Origin of the sequence: Pseudomonas qingdaonensis, assembly GCF_018398475.1 — a bacterium.
Taxonomy (GTDB): Bacteria; Pseudomonadota; Gammaproteobacteria; order Pseudomonadales; family Pseudomonadaceae; genus Aquipseudomonas; species Aquipseudomonas palmensis.
Genome location: NZ_CP074676.1, coordinates 2,092,067 through 2,107,145, shown reverse-complemented (window position 1 = coordinate 2,107,145; position 15,079 = coordinate 2,092,067). Strand labels below are relative to the sequence as shown.

Here is a 15,079-nt window from a genome sequence, read left to right as displayed (position 1 = left end):
TTACAACGTCCTACACCGCCTCCCCTATGACTTGCGCCGCCCCAGGTACTGCGCCAGGGGCACCATGTACACAGGCACCGGCGACAGCTGAAGGACGCGTACCGCCGTGCGCCCCAAGGGGATCTCGCTACCGGCGCCCTGGCTGTGGCTGCCGACGATCAGCAGGTCGACGCTCAGGCGCTGGGCCTGCTCCAGGATCACGTCGGCCGGGTCGCCCTGGCGTACCCGCACCGCGCGGATCAGCGCCAGGTCTTCCTTCTCGCCCAGTTCATCCTGAAAGTTCTCCAGCACCCGCTGTTCGATGTTCGCCATCACGGTATTGAGCGCCCGACCGCGCATATGGGACAGGGTATGTTCATCAAGGTAGCTTTCCAGCAGCGATTCGGCGAACTGGCCCATCGGTTCCACGGCATGGACCACGTACAGTTCGGCGCTGAAGCTGCGTGCCAGCGCCAGCGCGTGTTGCATGACATAAGGGGAGTAACAACCGAGGTCGGTGGCACACAGCATCGAACGGATCATTTGACCTCCTAGCTGCCGATACGGCAGGGCAAGGTTCAGCTTAGCAGCGCCAAAACGACGCGCAGAGCCGTCCGGCGCCCTGCCAGGCGGCCTAGCCGGGGGTACGTTCGTTGCTGATGCCGTGGGGCACATGGCCGGTGGCGACCACTGCACTGGCGCGTTCGCAGTGCCCTGCCTGGTCGTCGAAGAACACATCGGCCGCGAACGCCTCGAGAAACGCCGACTTGTCCAGGCCGCCGAGAAACAGCGACTCGTCCAGGCGAATGTCCCATTCGCGCAAGGTGCGGATGACCCGCTCGTGGGCCGGCGCCGAGCGCGCCGTCACCAGTGCGGTGCGAATCGGACAGGCGCCACTGGGGAACTCTTTCTGCAGCACGTTGAGCGCCGCCAGGAAGGCCTTGAACGGCCCGCCGCGCAGCGGCTCGCGGGCCGACTCGCGCTCGCTGGCCTGGAACGCCTCCAGGCCGCCGAGCTGATAGACGCGCTCGGACTCGTCGGAAAACACCACTGCATCGCCATCGAAGGCGATACGCAGCTCCGCGCTGGCCGCACGCCGTGCCCCGCCGGAAAGGATGGTGGCAGCGGCAAAGCCGGCGTCCAGTGCGCGGCGCACATCTTCTGCATCGGTGGACAGAAACAGGTGGCAACCAAAGGCGGCCAGGTACGGATACGGACTGCGCCCGCCAACGAAGGCTGCCCGCGAGATACCCAGACCATAATGCTCGATGGAATTGAACACCCGCAGCCCGGTGTCGGCGCTGTTGCGTGACACCAGCACCACCTCGACCCGGGCCTGGCCGAGGCTGGCGTTGAGGCCCAGCAGCTTTTCCACCAACGGGAACGCATCACCCGGTTGCAGGTATTCGTCTTCGTGCTCGATCTGGTACTGGCGGTAGGCTTCGACACCCTCGGCCAGGAACAGCCGATGGCTCTCGCTGAGGTCGAACAGTGCCCGTGATGAAATGGCTACCACCAGTTTGTCGCCAAGGCCTTTGCTCATCGCCGCTCTGCTCCGCACTGCCCTGCATCGGGCGCCATAAGGTCAAACAATCGACACACTATCAGGCCGGGCGCTGCCGCCCGCAACCTGCGAGCGTGTCGGGTGACGGCACTTTTGATCAGAAACCCCATACCAATGGGCCAAAGCGGCAGGAAAGCGGGCCCTGCCCATTGTCGAATCACGGTGTAACGCGCTAAGGTTCGGCACCCCGCCGCGTTCAATCATGCTGCTCCGCCGCGCGGGTAGCTGGCGGCCGGCACCCGTGACCTGACGAGTAACACGATGGCTGATTTACCGATCGACGACCTTAACGTTGCCTCCAACGAGACCTTGATCACCCCCGATCAGCTCAAGAAGGACATTCCACTCAGCGCCACCGCCCTGCAGACCGTGACCGCGGGCCGCGAAGTGGTACGCAATATCCTCGACGGCAAGGACCACCGCCTGTTCGTGGTGATCGGCCCCTGCTCGATCCATGACCTCAAGGCCGCACACGAATACGCCGAGCGCCTGAAGGTGCTGGCGGCCGAAGTCGCCGACACCCTGTACCTGGTGATGCGCGTGTATTTCGAGAAGCCGCGCACCACGGTGGGCTGGAAGGGCCTGATCAACGACCCGTACCTGGATGACTCGTTCAAGATCCAGGACGGCCTGCACATCGGTCGCCAACTGCTGCTGGATCTGGCGGAAATGGGCCTGCCCACCGCCACCGAAGCCCTCGACCCGATCTCCCCGCAGTACCTGCAGGACCTGATCAGCTGGTCGGCGATCGGCGCGCGCACCACCGAATCCCAGACCCACCGCGAGATGGCCTCGGGCCTGTCTTCGGCCGTCGGCTTCAAGAACGGTACGGACGGCGGCCTGACCGTGGCGATCAACGCACTGCAATCGGTTTCCAGCCCGCACCGTTTCCTGGGCATCAACCAGGAAGGTGGCGTATCCATCGTCACCACCAAGGGCAACGCCTACGGTCACGTGGTGCTGCGCGGCGGCAACGGCAAGCCCAACTATGATTCGGTCAGCGTCGCCCTGTGCGAGCAGGCCCTGGCCAAGGCCAGGATCAAGCCGAACATCATGGTCGACTGCAGCCACGCCAATTCCAACAAGGACCCGGCCCTGCAACCGCTGGTGATGGACAACGTGGCCAACCAGATCCTCGAAGGCAACGAGTCGATCATCGGCCTGATGGTCGAAAGCCACCTCAACTGGGGCTGCCAGGCCATCCCCAAGGACCTTGCCGAACTGCAGTACGGCGTGTCGATCACCGATGCCTGCATCGACTGGGAAGCCACCGAGAAGTCCGTGCGCAGCATGCGCGCCAAGCTCAAGGACGTGTTGCCCAAGCGCAACCGCGGCTGAAAGCCATCAACGAAAACGCCGGGCAATGCCCGGCGTTTTCGTTTTCAACAGGGTGTCAGCAGGCTCAGGCCTTGTTGGAATGCTTTTGATGACGTTCCATGTAGCGCTCGACATAGGAGCACGAGGGGATCACGGTGTAGCCCATGTCCTCGGCATAGGCGAGGGCCTTTTCGGTCAGCGCCGCAGCGATGCCTCGCCCACGCAGCGCATTGGGCACGAACGTGCGGTAGATATCCAATGTCTGCTTACCCAGGTCCATGTAGGTCAGGTAGGCACGATGACCGTCCACATTGGTCTCGAACTGATGACCAGCCTGGTCATGGTGGATGGACAACGCCTCGCTCATCACTACTCCTCGCGGGTCTTCTCGTCAGACCCTTACCTTACCGATGTTTGTCCGGCGAAGGAACCTCTACGCCACCCCGTGCCCGTTTGGACAGCGAGAACAGCCTGGTTGTTCTCTGGCAACTGAGCACCTACAAATAGTAGGCGCCCAGTGCACAGATGCTCAAGGTACTTGATCGTAAAAAACCTGCACTTGCAGCATGCGAACACGGCAGCGAGCCACACTGCCAACAGTAGCCGGATGATGTAGTGGTAAGACGAACAATGACACTTGGAGTCACTTTTAGTTCACTACAAAGACGCATTTACAGCGGTGTTTCAGCGCCGCTACAAAAGCGCCTGCATTCTTTTCACACCCCCGCCGGGGCGGCCTGCGCAACCGCGCAATTTTTTTCCGGTTCTTGCGCTCGGTCAGTTTACTTACTACAAGTAATGGGTACTATGTACGCCGGCCAGTTTCTCTTTGTTGAGAGATGGCTCTTTAATAGAAAGTCCTTGAAGGGGAACACGATGAACAACGTTCTGAAATTCTCTGCTCTGGCTCTGGCCGCAGTACTGGCCACCGGTTGCAGCAGCGTCTCCAAAGAAACCGAAGCCCGTCTGACTGCAACCGAAGACGCAGCAGCCCGTGCACAAGCTCGTGCCGATGAAGCCTACCGCAAGGCTGATGACGCTCTGGCCGCCGCTCAGAAAGCTCAGCAAACTGCTGACGAAGCTAACGAGCGCGCTCTGCGTATGCTGGAAAAAGCCAGCCGCAAGTAATAATCCTTCGGGATTGTTAAAAAGCCGACCCACCTGTGGGTCGGCTTTTTTATTGCCTGCAGAACCGTCCTGCGCAAACGACGAGGCCCGCATGAAGCGGGCCTCGTGCAAACACGGGCGGGTTACTGCATTTCGAGCGGAACGCTCGATACCATCGGCGCACTGGCGTCACCCGGCACCGCGATCTCTACCGGGATACCATCTTCGGCCGCCACCACGTCACGCACCATGTCCCAGTTCATGCGCAGGTTGTTGGCCAGGTCTTCGCGCTTGAGCAGGGCATTGATCACTGCCGTGTGCTTGTCGACCACCGACGGGTCGCCCTTGTCATCCAGCGGGGTATGCGCCTCGAGGTAGACCTTGCCACCACTGAGGCCGAACTTGTACGGCTCGTTGATGATACGCACCGAAGTCCCCACCGGTGCCATGCTCGCCAGTTGCAGCACGTTGTTGTTGAGCATGCGGAAACAGCCATGGCTGGTACGCATGCCGATGCCGAACTTCTTGTTGGAACCGTGGATCAGGTAGCCCGGTACGCCCAGGGTGAACTTGAACGGGCCCAGCGGGTTGTCCGGGCCGGCCGGCACCACGTTGGGCAACGGATCACCGTCGGCGGCGTGCTCGGCCTTGATCGAGGCCGGTGGGGTCCAGGTCGGGTTCGGCGTCTTGGCCGTGACCTTGGTGTTGGCAATAGGCGAACCCCAGCCTTCGCGGCCGATGCCCAGCGGGAAGGTGTGCACCACGTTCTCGCCTTTGGGGTAGTAGTACAGGCGGTACTCGGCAAGGTTGATCACGATGCCTTCGCGCGGGCCCGGCGGCAGGATGAAACGGGTCGGCAGCACGATCTCGGTGCCGGCGCCTGGCAGCCAGGGGTCCACGCCCGGGTTGGCCGCGACCATTTCCAGGTAGCCAAGGTCGTTGGCGGTACCGATGTCGGCGAAGGTGTCCTCATACTTGGCCTTGATCACCTGGACCTGGCCGATGACATCCTCGCCCGGCGGCGGCAGGGGGAACTCCAGAGCGGCAACAGGGCCCGCCGCCAGCAGGGCGGCCAGGGACAGGCAACGGGTGACGGCGGGAAAGCGCGGCAACATCCGGGAAATCCTTCGCTAATTCAGGTGGGTCAAGCGGGCAATTGTACACCGCCCCCCGCGGGATCGGGAGGCATCCGGGCACAGAACCCTTGCCAAACGTAAAAGATCCGACGTCAGGCCTGCAGCTCGGGCCATACCGGACGCGTGCCGCGCCGCTGCGCCTCGAGGATCGCCCGGCACAGGCGGCACAGGCGCTGGTCACGGTAGATGCTGCGTTCCACACCCGACCAGCGCGGTTGCGCCGGCAACAGGGTGCCACACAGGGTACGGTCGACGGAGCCGCCCAGTTCGAGTTGGCGGGCGATCAGGTGGACGCGACTCTCCTGGCAGGCGAACAGGTCAAGCTGTTCGTCAGGCTCGATCAATTGATAGGCATACAGGGACCAGGCGGGACGCGGCATCGGGGGCTCCAAATCGGGGGCGCAACATTAGCCGAAAGCCGATCAGTATAAAAGCGTCAAAGCAGCGGTTTTATTGATGGCCAGGCATTTTCCAGCAACTGCGCCTGGGCGCCCTGCCCCGGATGGATGCCATCGGCCTGCATCAGCTCGGGCACGCCACCTACCCCTTCGAGAAAGAACGGCACCAGCGGCACGTCCTTTTCCTTGCCAAGATCGGCATACACCTGTGCGAACGCATCGGTGTAGCGCTTGCCATAGTTGGGTGGCAGGCGCATGCCCAGCAGCAGCACCCTGGCACCGGCATCACGGGAGCGATCGATCATCGAGGCAAGATTTTGTTGCAATTGCGCCGGTGCCTGCCCGCGCAGCCCGTCATTGCCGCCCAGCTCCACCACCACCAGGCTGGGCTTGTGCTCTGCAAGCAGCGCAGGCAGCCGCGCCTGGCCCCCGGCACTGGTGTCGCCACTGATCGAGGCATTGACCACCTTGTCATCGAAACCCTCGGCCTTGAGCCGCTGTTCGAGCAGGGCAACCCACCCCTGACGGGTATCCAGGCCAAAAGCGGCACTGATACTATCCCCAACGATCAACACCGTTCCTGCCGATGCGCCCTGGGCCATGCACAGCAAGGCCAGGCCTGCACTCAATAACCACACTCGCATTGGATTCTCCATGGGCCCCAGCATCTTGACTGCGCGCAACCTTAGCAAAGTGGTCCCCAGCGCGGAAGGCGACCTGACCATCCTGCACGAACTGAGCCTGGAATTGAAACAGGGCGACAGCCTGGCCATTGTCGGCGCCTCCGGCTCGGGCAAGTCCACCCTGCTCGGCCTGCTGGCCGGCCTCGACCTGCCCAGTGCAGGCTCGGTGACACTGGCCGGGCACGACCTGGGCCCGCTCGACGAAGACCAGCGCGCCCAGGTCCGCGCCGAGCATGTCGGCTTCGTGTTCCAGTCGTTCCAGCTGCTCGACAGCCTCAATGCCCTTGAGAACGTGATGCTGCCCCTGGAGCTGGACGGACGCCGCGATGCCCGCGAACACGCCCGCAGCCTGCTCGAACGGGTCGGCCTGGGCCAGCGCCTGAGCCATTCGCCACGCCAGTTGTCCGGCGGCGAGCAGCAGCGGGTGGCAATTGCCCGCGCCTTTGCCGCCGAGCCTGCGGTGCTGTTCGCCGACGAGCCCACCGGCAACCTCGACAGCCACACCGGTGAACGCATCAGCGACCTGCTGTTCGAACTGAACAAGGAACGCGGCACCACCCTCGTCCTGGTCACCCACGATGAACGCCTGGCGCACCGCTGCGGCCGGCTGATTCGCCTGGAAGCCGGCCACCTGGTCACCCCGCTGGAGCCCTAGATGGCACACCTGTCGTTTCTGCGCCTGCCGAGCCTGGCGTTGCGTCAACTGATGCGCGATGCACGCGCCGGCGAACTGCGCGTGCTGTTCTTCGCCCTGCTGGTGGCCGTGGCCGCCAGCACCGCCATCGGCTACTTCGGCGCCCGCCTGAACGGCGCCATGCTGCTGCGTGCCACCGAGTTCCTTGGCGCCGACCTGGTGTTGCAGGGCAGCGCCCCGGCCACCCCGGAACAGATCCGCAACGGCGAGCAGCTGGGCCTGGCCCATGCGAAAGTGGTCGAGTTCTCCAGCGTGATCGCCACCGACAACGGCATCCAGCTCTCCAGTGTCAAGGCTGCCGGCACGGGTTACCCGCTGCGCGGGGAGCTGCGCAGTGCCGCCGAGGCCTACGGGCCGGAGGTGGCCGGCGGTGGTCCGGCGCCGGGCGAAGCCTGGGTCGAGTCGCGCCTGCTGGCGGCGCTGAACCTCAAGATCGGTGACAGCGTCGACGTGGGCATGAAGACCCTGCGCCTGAGCCGCGTGCTGACCTATGAGCCGGACCGCGCCGGCAACTTCTACAGCCTCACCCCGCGGGTGCTGATGAACCTCGCCGACCTGGATGCCACCGGCGTGGTGCAGCCCGGCAGCCGGGTCACCTACCGCGACCTGTGGCGCGGCGAGCCCCAGGCCCTGGCAAGCTACACCCAGGCTACCAAGGCGGGGCTTGCCGCCCACCAGCAACTGCGCGACTCGCGTGACGGCAACCAGCAGATCGGCGGTGCACTGGGCAAGGCCGAACGCTACCTGAACATGGCCAGCCTGGTGGCGGTGCTGCTGGCCGGCGTGGCCGTGGCGCTGTCGGCCAGCCGTTTTGCCATGCGCCGCTTCGATGCCAGCGCCCTGCTGCGCTGCCTGGGCCTGTCCCGACGCCAGGCGCTGAGCCTGTTCTGCCTGCAACTGGCGATTTTGGGCAGCGTGGCAGCCCTGGGGGGCGCACTGCTCGGCTGGCTGGCGCAACTGGGCCTGTTCGCCCTGCTGCAGGGCCTGCTGCCTTCGCAGGTGCCGCCAGGTGGCATCGCCCCGGCCCTGGCCGGGATCGCCACCGGGCTGGTGGCGCTGGCCGGCTTCGCCCTGCCGCCATTGGCAGCGCTGGGCCGGGTGCCGCCGCTGCGGGTACTGCGCCGCGACCTGCTGCCGGTGCCGGCAAGCAGCTGGCTGGTGTATGGCGCAGCGCTGTTGGCCCTGGGCCTCATCATGTGGCGCCTGAGCCTGGACCTGCTGCTGACCTTCGCCCTGCTCGGCGGTGGTCTGGTGGCCGCGCTGGTGCTGGGCGGTCTGCTGCTGCTCGGCCTGCGCAGCCTGCGCCGGCTGCTGGCCGGCGCCCCGCTGGCCTGGCGCCTGGGCCTGGGGCAACTGCTCAAGCATCCGCTGGCGGCGGCAGGCCAGTCGCTGGCCTTCGGCATGATCCTGCTGGCCATGGCCCTGATCGCCCTGCTGCGCACCGAGCTGCTCGACACCTGGCAGAACCAGCTGCCCAAGGATGCTCCCAACTATTTCGTGCTCAACATCCTGCCGGACGACAAGGACACCTTCGCCCAGCGCCTGAACGAATTCTCGGTCCATGCCGCGCCGTTGTTCCCGGTGATTCCCGGGCGCCTGACGCTCATCAATGGCGAGCCGGTGCGCGAGATCGTCAGCAAGGAATCCACCGGTGACCGCGCCGTCCAGCGCGACCTGAGCCTGACCTGGGCCGCCGACCTGCCCCAGGGCAACACCTTGAGCGCCGGCCAGTGGTGGCAGGCACAGCCAACGGCCGATGCCTTGCCCGGCGTGTCGGTGGAGGCGCAGCTGGCCGAGAGCCTCAAGCTCAAGCTGGGCGACACCCTGACCTTCAGCATCGGTGGCCTGGAGCGCCAGGTACAGGTCAGCAGCCTGCGCACGGTCAACTGGGACAGCTTCCAGCCCAACTTCTACATGATCTTCCAGCCCGGCACCCTGCAGGACCTGCCGACCACCTATCTCACCAGCTTCTACCTGGCCCCAGGCCACGACCAGCAGGTGGTGGCCCTGTCGCGAGCGTTCCCGGCAGCCACCATCCTGCAGGTCGATGCGCTGCTGGAGCAGTTGCGCAGCATCCTGGCCCAGGTGACCCTGGCGGTACAGTACGTGCTGCTGTTCGTGCTGGCGGCGGGCCTGGCCGTGTTGTTCGCCGGGCTGCAGGCCACCCTGGACGAGCGCATCCACCAGGGTGCGCTGCTGCGGGCACTGGGCGCCAGCCGCAGCCTGCTGGTCAAGGCCCGGCGCATCGAGTTCGGCCTGCTGGGCGCCGCCAGCGGCCTGCTCGCGGCGCTGGGCACCGAACTGATCAGCCTGCTGCTGTACCGCTACGCATTCGACCTGCACTGGAGCCCGCACCCGTGGCTGCTGCTGTTGCCGGTGATCGGTGCGTTGCTGGTGGGGGGTGCGGGGGTATTCGGCACGCGCCGGGCGCTCAATGCCAGCCCGCTGACAGTGCTTCGCGAGGGCTGATAGACTCGGCGGCTACCTACCCGAGCCTGGAAGCCCATGAGCCGATACCGCCCGCCCCGCACTGCCGGCACCGCACTGATCACCCCACAGGGCGAGGCGCGCATGCGCGCCGAGCTGCATGAACTGTGGCATGTGCGCAGGCCCCAGGTGACCCTGTCAGTCAGTGAGGCAGCAGCGCAAGGTGACCGTTCGGAAAACGCCGAATACACCTACGGCAAGAAGATGCTGCGTGAAATCGACAGCCGCGTGCGCTTTCTGACCAAGCGCCTGGAAAACCTGAAAGTGGTGAGCGAACGGCCCAGCGACCCGAACAAGGTGTACTTCGGGGCCTGGGTCACGGTCGAGAACGAAGACGGCGAACAATCGCGCTACCGCATCGTCGGGCCCGACGAGCTGGACTTGAAACTGGGCCTGATCAGCATCGATTCGCCCCTGGCCCGCGCCCTGATCGGCAAGGCGCTGGACGCTGAAGTGCGGGTGCAGACACCGACTGGCGAACAGACGGTGTACATCGTCGAGATCGAGTACCCCTGAGCGATCAGGCGCGGGTGATCAAGCCCTGGCGGGCGACGCGGGTCAGGTGGTGGATCACTTCGGCGGCATCGGCCCTCGAGGGCGCCTGCACCACGGCCAGGTCGAAACGGTCGTTGCCGAACCGGGCGAGGGTTTCGCAGGAGTCGGCGAACTGGATCAGGAACGCCGTGGCGCGGCCTTTGGGGCGGGGCCAGCCATCGAGGTAGCGCAGCAGGGTCGGCTGGTGTTTGCCGCTCAGCAGAATGCGCGGCGTGCGAGCCGCCTGGCTGGTAGGGAGAGGGGTGAGGCAAACGCTGGTACGTGGGCAACTCATGGTGTACTTCTCTGTGCCTCGCAGATCCCGCTGGGCTGCGGTGCGAGGCGTCACCGAACCAGCGCTTTAGCGGTATTCGGACGACCTGCTGGTGGTCTTCCTGCGCCCCGCAAGTAGCTGTTTAAATCGGCGCAAGCCAGCATCCTAGAGAAGCGCCGGCCCGGCTGTCAACAATGCCATCGTCTGATAAACGACCCGGACGCCGGAAAAACAAGCGAGTTTCTCGCATTCGACGGCGACGCCGGTTCCTGCACCTGTCGGTGCCCTTGAAGGCGCCTGCGTTGCCGCAGAAGCAAGCAGCCGGGTCGGGCACAAAAAAGGGCCTGCAATGCAGGCCCTTTTTGTGCCACAACGCCAAGGCTCACTTGGCGATCATGCGGTCCACCGACGCCCTGCCCGCCCCTTCCACCAGTACCGCAATCGCGCCACCCAGCAGCGCCAGGGCGAACTCATAGCCGTTGTTGGCCATGAACAGACCGTTGCCGATGTGCACCGAGAAAATCGCCACCAGCAGCAACCCCACCAGCGCCAGGGCCGCCGGGCGTGCCAGCAGGCCGATGACCAGTGCCAGCCCGCCGAAGAACTCGGCCCCACCGGACAGCGCCGCCATCAGTGTCGGCGGGGTCAGCCCCAGGCTTTCCATGTACTGCGCGGTGCCTGCCAGCCCGCCGCCACCAAACAGGCCGAACAGCTTCTGCGAGCCATGGGCCATGAAGATGATGCCGATGAAGATGCGCAGTACGGTAATGCCCCAGCCGGCGCGGGTGAACAATACGGAGTTGATGGCGTTCATGCTGTCTTCCTTAAGCGATGCAGGTGTGTGGTAGAGGTCGCCATCTTAATCATATTTTCAAATGTTAAAATCGCGATTATCTGCACATACCAATCGTAATTTTCGATTACTTGCGTGAGGCCACTTTTCGTCCCCGGGCTTCCAGCGCGTCGCGTTCGCGGTCGAATGCCAGAAAGTACTTGTTGACGCTATTAACATAGCTGACCGGCCCCATTCCCACCTGCTCGAGCGCCACACGTTCTACCTGAAAGAACCACTGGTTGTGGTTCAGGCCGCGTCGCCGCGCCTCGGCCCGCATGGCCTGAACCCGCTCCGGCCCCAGGTTGTAGCCGGCCAGCACGAACGCCATGCGCTCGCGTTCGTTGAGCTGGTTGCTGGAAAAGAACTTGCGCCGGATCAGTGCCAGGTAGCGCGCGCTGGCCTGTACATTGCCATCGACATTGGCGATATCGCTGATCCCCACCCGCTGCGCCGCACCGGGGGTGATCTGCATCAGCCCATGGGCGCCACCTGCGCCCCTGGCCGCCGGGTCAAGGGCCGACTCCTTGAACGCCAGTGCCGCCAGGTTCAGCCAGTCCAGGTTCTGGGCCTGGGCGTGACGCTGCAGCACCGGCCGCAGTTTTTCCAGGCGCTGGCGGTTGGCCTGGGCCAGCGGGTAATGCACCTTGTACAGGCGCCGGTAGATACGCTCGAACGCCACATCCTGATCGGCCGGGGCGTGATACCCCTTGAGGAAGCGATCGACACTGGCGTGCAGCATCGCCGCGTCGCGGCGCACGTACCAATGCATCGCCTCGGGCTGGGCCAGCTGCACCTTGCGCTGCACCAGCAGCTTGGGCATCACCTGCGCCCAGCGCCGGGCAATCGGCTGTTCGACCACGGTCAGGTGGAAGATGCCGGCCTGCACCATTTCCAGCACATCCTCCACCGCAAGGCTGGGGTCCGCCCATTCCACCTTGAGCGGCGCCAGCTTGCGCAGGGCCAGGCGCTGGTTGATTTCGTGGAGGGTATCGCCTGCCGCACTCGAACTGGTCAGGGTCACGGTGCGGCCGGCAAGCTGCTCGACGCGCTGGTAGGTCCGTTCGCCCTTGCGCCCCACCAGCACCAGCGGCACATTCTCCAGCACCGGGTCGCTGGCCATCACCCCGCGGGTGGAACTCAAATCGATCAGCTCGCCGGGCGCCACCAGATCGCCCTCGCCACGCTGCAATGCGCCGATCAACTGGTCCTTGGCCTTGGGGATGATCTTCAGGCGGATCTGCTGACCGTCACGGGCACGCCCGTTGAGGTAGTGCTCGAAGGCGATCAGCCGATGGTATTCGATGCCCACCGGCTGGCCCTTGACCTCGCCGGAGCTGTTGCGGCTCTGGTTGACCAGCACGCGCAACACCCGGCTTTCACGGATCTGCGCCAGGTCGCGCACCTTGGCCGCAGGCACCGCCTGCTGCGGGCCAGGCAGGCGTGCGTGGGCCGGGCCGGCGCACAGCAGGCCCACACACAGCAAAAAAAGCCAAAGTGATCGCGTCATCCGGTCTCCGGCAATGGGCCGCGATTGAGTATTTGACGCCATAATGAGCGGTCGGTCCGTGACAATTGACCGCAAAAGACCGCGACAACTTCTTGAAGTTCTTGGCGTTATTGGTATTTTTCGGCGCTGCCAAGCGCTTTTGCCGCACAACCTGAGGTAGCACCATGCAACTCATCGACATCGGCGTCAATCTGACCAACCCAAGTTTCGACGGCAAGCACGAGGCCATCTTGCAGCGTGCCGAGGCCGCCGGGGTGCATCAGATGCTGGTGACCGGTACCAGCCTGGCCGGCAGCGAAGCCGCGCTACACCTGTGCGAGCATCTCGACCCGCAGGCCCGGCGCCTGTTCAGCACGGCCGGTGTACACCCCCACGATGCCAGCAGCTGGAACAGCGACACCGCGCGCCATCTGCGCGCGCTGCTCGAACAGCCACGGGTGCACGCGGTGGGTGAATGCGGGCTGGACTTCAACCGCGACTTCTCGCCGCGCCCGCAACAGGAAAAGGCCCTGGAAGAACAACTGGCGCTGGCGGTGCAGCTGCAGATGCCGGTGTTTCTGCACGAGCGTGATGCCAACGAACGCCTGTTGCAGATTCTCAAGGACTACCGCGACCGACTGCCCGCCGCGGTGGTGCACTGCTTTACCGGCGAGCGCAGCGCCCTGTTCAGCTACCTGGACCTGGACCTGCACATCGGCATCACCGGCTGGATCTGCGACGAACGTCGCGGCACCCACCTGCACCCGCTGGTTGCCAGCATCCCCACTGGCCGCCTGATGCTGGAGAGCGACGCCCCCTACCTGCTGCCCCGGACCCTGCGCCCCAAACCCAAAAGCGGTCGCAACGAACCGGCCTACCTGCCCGAAGTGCTGCGCGAAGTGGCCCTGCACCGGGGCGAGACACCCGAGCAAGTGGCTGCGCACACCAGCGACTGCGCCCGGCGCTTCTTCGGGCTCCCCGACATAGTTTGACGCATATCAAGATTTGTCTTTGAATTGGCTGGCACACTGATGGCACCTTGCCAAATTGTTTCCGCTCAATCAGAGAAGACCTATCCATGGGTGCCTGGCTCAGCAATATCTCACTGAAGTACAAGTTCTGGGCGGTGAACGCAGTCGCCTTCGTCACAACCCTGTTCGTGGTGCTGTATGCGGTGCACCTGGAAACCCGCGCCAGGGCCGAGACGGCCCAGGCCCGGGTGCAATCCGAAGCCCGCCTGCTGGCCGCCTGGCCCGCCGGCCAGGCCTTGCCGCAGAACGCCACCTGGGTCAGCTTCACACCCGGGCAGGCGCCCACCTTCGATGGCCAGGCGTTGCCGGCCCTGGCCACTGCCCAGGGCTGGGTCGAGCTGAACGGCATGCCGCTGCTGGGCAGCGACCCGCTGATCGGCGCGCAGGTCATCCAGCGCGATGGCCAGCAGATCGCGGTACTGGCCCAGGCCCCGAGCATGGCGCAGGTGTTCACCGACCGCTTCGTCAACTATGCGGTGTGCGTACTGATCCTGATGCTGGCCATGCTGTGCGCTTCGCAGTTGCTGATCCGCTTCCTGCTCAGCCAGCTCAACATCCTCAAGGACGTGATGCTGCACGTCGAGAAGACCGGTGACCTGTCGGCACGGGTGCCGCTGTCCTGCGGCGACGAGATCGGCCAGATGGCCAGCGCCTTCAACGCCATGCAGACCACCTACCACCGCGTGGTCAACACCGTGGCGCGAACCGCCGCGCAGCTGGATGCCGGCGCCGCGCGCCTGGCCGCCAGCATGAACGAGGTGCGCCACGGCATGCTCGGCCAGCAGAGCGAAACCGACCAGGCCGCCACCGCCATCAACGAAATGACCGCCACCGTCTACCACATCGCCCAGCATGCCGGCGCCACACGCGACCTGTCGCAAAGCGCCGACACCCTGGCCGGCAGCGGCAAGGACGTGGTCAGCCGCGTGCAGTCGTCGATCTCGGGGCTCTCCACCGGCGTGCAGCAGACAGCCGAGATGATTCGTCAACTGGCCGAGGACAGCCAGAAGATCAACAGCGTGGTCGGGGTGATTCACAGCATCGCCGAACAGACCAACCTGCTGGCCCTCAACGCGGCGATCGAGGCGGCCCGTGCCGGCGACCTGGGCCGCGGTTTCGCGGTGGTGGCGGACGAGGTGCGCAACCTGGCCAAGCGCGTGCAGAGCTCCACCGATGAAATCACCACCATGGTCTCTGCCCTGCAGGCCGGCACCCGCGATGCGGTGGAGTTCATGACCGAGAGCTCGTTCAAGGCCGACGACTGCGTCAAGCAGGCCCAGGAAGCCGGCGAGGCTCTGGCGGAGATCACCGGCGCGGTGGCGCAGATGCGCGAGAGCAATACCCAGATCGCCGTGGCGGCCGAACAGCAGAGCCAGGTGGCCGAAGAGATGAACCGCGCAGTGGTGAGCATCCGCGACGTGACCGAAGAGACCGTGCAGCAGACCGTCGACTCGGCCACCACCAGCAGCGAACTGGCCACCCTGGCCGGCGAGCTGAACAAGGCCATCGGTCAACTCAAGCTATAAACGCGATAGCCGCGCGCAATTGGCCCCC

At 64.9% G+C, this 15,079-nt stretch carries 16 protein-coding genes; 7 read left to right on the top strand and 9 right to left on the bottom strand.

From position 1 onward, the window contains the following. Nucleotides 1-24: 24 nt before the first annotated feature. Nucleotides 25-522 (bottom strand): universal stress protein, encoded by a 498-nt coding sequence (locus KH389_RS09610; protein WP_043863084.1) that lies wholly within the window; start codon nucleotides 520-522, stop codon nucleotides 25-27. Between the two features lie 91 nt (nucleotides 523-613). Next, complete coding sequence (locus tag KH389_RS09605; protein ID WP_043863085.1) at nucleotides 614-1,522, bottom strand: 5'-nucleotidase; 909 nt, start codon at nucleotides 1,520-1,522, stop codon at nucleotides 614-616. 282 nt (nucleotides 1,523-1,804) lie between these two features. Here KH389_RS09605 and KH389_RS09600 point away from each other — a divergent pair, with 282 nt between their 5' ends. Further along, nucleotides 1,805-2,881, top strand: coding sequence for a 3-deoxy-7-phosphoheptulonate synthase (locus tag KH389_RS09600; protein ID WP_043863086.1), 1,077 nt, complete (start codon nucleotides 1,805-1,807; stop codon nucleotides 2,879-2,881). 64 nt (nucleotides 2,882-2,945) lie between these two features. On the opposite strand, the gene KH389_RS09595 is transcribed toward KH389_RS09600, so the two are convergent. Next, nucleotides 2,946-3,227: a GNAT family N-acetyltransferase gene (locus tag KH389_RS09595; protein ID WP_043863087.1), complete on the bottom strand. Its 282-nt coding sequence runs from the start codon at nucleotides 3,225-3,227 to the stop codon at nucleotides 2,946-2,948. Nucleotides 3,228-3,736: 509 nt separating this feature from the next. On the opposite strand from KH389_RS09595, the gene oprI reads away from it, so the two are divergent. Then, nucleotides 3,737-3,988, top strand: coding sequence for an outer membrane lipoprotei OprI (oprI, locus tag KH389_RS09590; protein ID WP_037058464.1), 252 nt, complete (start codon nucleotides 3,737-3,739; stop codon nucleotides 3,986-3,988). Between the two features lie 122 nt (nucleotides 3,989-4,110). Here oprI and KH389_RS09585 read toward each other — a convergent pair whose 3' ends face one another. The 3 genes from KH389_RS09585 to KH389_RS09575 form a co-directional block, all read right to left on the bottom strand. Continuing rightward, nucleotides 4,111-5,082 carry a L,D-transpeptidase family protein gene (locus KH389_RS09585; protein ID WP_043863088.1) on the bottom strand — a complete coding sequence of 324 codons (972 nt, stop codon included), beginning with the start codon at nucleotides 5,080-5,082 and terminating at the stop codon, nucleotides 4,111-4,113. 113 nt (nucleotides 5,083-5,195) lie between these two features. Then, entirely contained in the window at nucleotides 5,196-5,483 is a 288-nt protein-coding gene (locus tag KH389_RS09580; RefSeq protein WP_043863089.1) for a hypothetical protein, read from the bottom strand. Nucleotides 5,484-5,539: 56 nt separating this feature from the next. Beyond that, the gene (locus KH389_RS09575) at nucleotides 5,540-6,145 is read right to left on the bottom strand and encodes an arylesterase (protein WP_043863090.1); all 606 of its coding nucleotides are present in this window, start codon (nucleotides 6,143-6,145) and stop codon (nucleotides 5,540-5,542) included. 10 nt (nucleotides 6,146-6,155) lie between these two features. On the opposite strand from KH389_RS09575, the gene KH389_RS09570 reads away from it, so the two are divergent. Genes KH389_RS09570 through greB form a run of 3 tightly spaced genes read left to right on the top strand, consistent with a single transcriptional unit; the run spans nucleotide 6,156 to nucleotide 9,881 of the window. Then, nucleotides 6,156-6,839, top strand: coding sequence for an ABC transporter ATP-binding protein (locus KH389_RS09570; RefSeq protein WP_043863091.1), 684 nt, complete (start codon nucleotides 6,156-6,158; stop codon nucleotides 6,837-6,839). Beyond that, entirely contained in the window at nucleotides 6,840-9,347 is a 2,508-nt protein-coding gene (locus KH389_RS09565; RefSeq protein ID WP_043863092.1) for an ABC transporter permease, read from the top strand. Nucleotides 9,348-9,383: 36 nt separating this feature from the next. Continuing rightward, a complete protein-coding gene (gene greB / locus KH389_RS09560; RefSeq protein WP_213607262.1) occupies nucleotides 9,384-9,881 on the top strand; it encodes a transcription elongation factor GreB in 498 nt (165 codons plus the stop codon). A 4-nt stretch (nucleotides 9,882-9,885) separates the two neighbouring features. Here the strand turns inward: greB and KH389_RS09555 are convergent, their stop codons facing one another. The 3 genes from KH389_RS09555 to KH389_RS09545 all read right to left on the bottom strand — a co-directional run bounded on the left by KH389_RS09555 (nucleotide 9,886) and on the right by KH389_RS09545 (nucleotide 12,515). Further along, a complete protein-coding gene (locus tag KH389_RS09555) occupies nucleotides 9,886-10,194 on the bottom strand; it encodes a hypothetical protein (protein WP_054915688.1) in 309 nt (102 codons plus the stop codon). A 361-nt stretch (nucleotides 10,195-10,555) separates the two neighbouring features. Then, complete coding sequence (locus KH389_RS09550; protein ID WP_043863095.1) at nucleotides 10,556-10,987, bottom strand: DoxX family protein; 432 nt, start codon at nucleotides 10,985-10,987, stop codon at nucleotides 10,556-10,558. 106 nt (nucleotides 10,988-11,093) lie between these two features. Continuing rightward, nucleotides 11,094-12,515: an MltF family protein gene (locus KH389_RS09545; RefSeq protein ID WP_213607261.1), complete on the bottom strand. Its 1,422-nt coding sequence runs from the start codon at nucleotides 12,513-12,515 to the stop codon at nucleotides 11,094-11,096. A gap of 164 nt (nucleotides 12,516-12,679) precedes the next feature. On the opposite strand from KH389_RS09545, the gene KH389_RS09540 reads away from it, so the two are divergent. Then, on the top strand, nucleotides 12,680-13,486 hold the full coding sequence (locus KH389_RS09540) for a TatD family hydrolase (protein WP_213607260.1): 807 nt from the start codon (nucleotides 12,680-12,682) through the stop codon (nucleotides 13,484-13,486). Between the two features lie 86 nt (nucleotides 13,487-13,572). Continuing rightward, a complete protein-coding gene (locus KH389_RS09535; protein ID WP_054915686.1) occupies nucleotides 13,573-15,051 on the top strand; it encodes a methyl-accepting chemotaxis protein in 1,479 nt (492 codons plus the stop codon). Nucleotides 15,052-15,079: the final 28 nt, after the last annotated feature.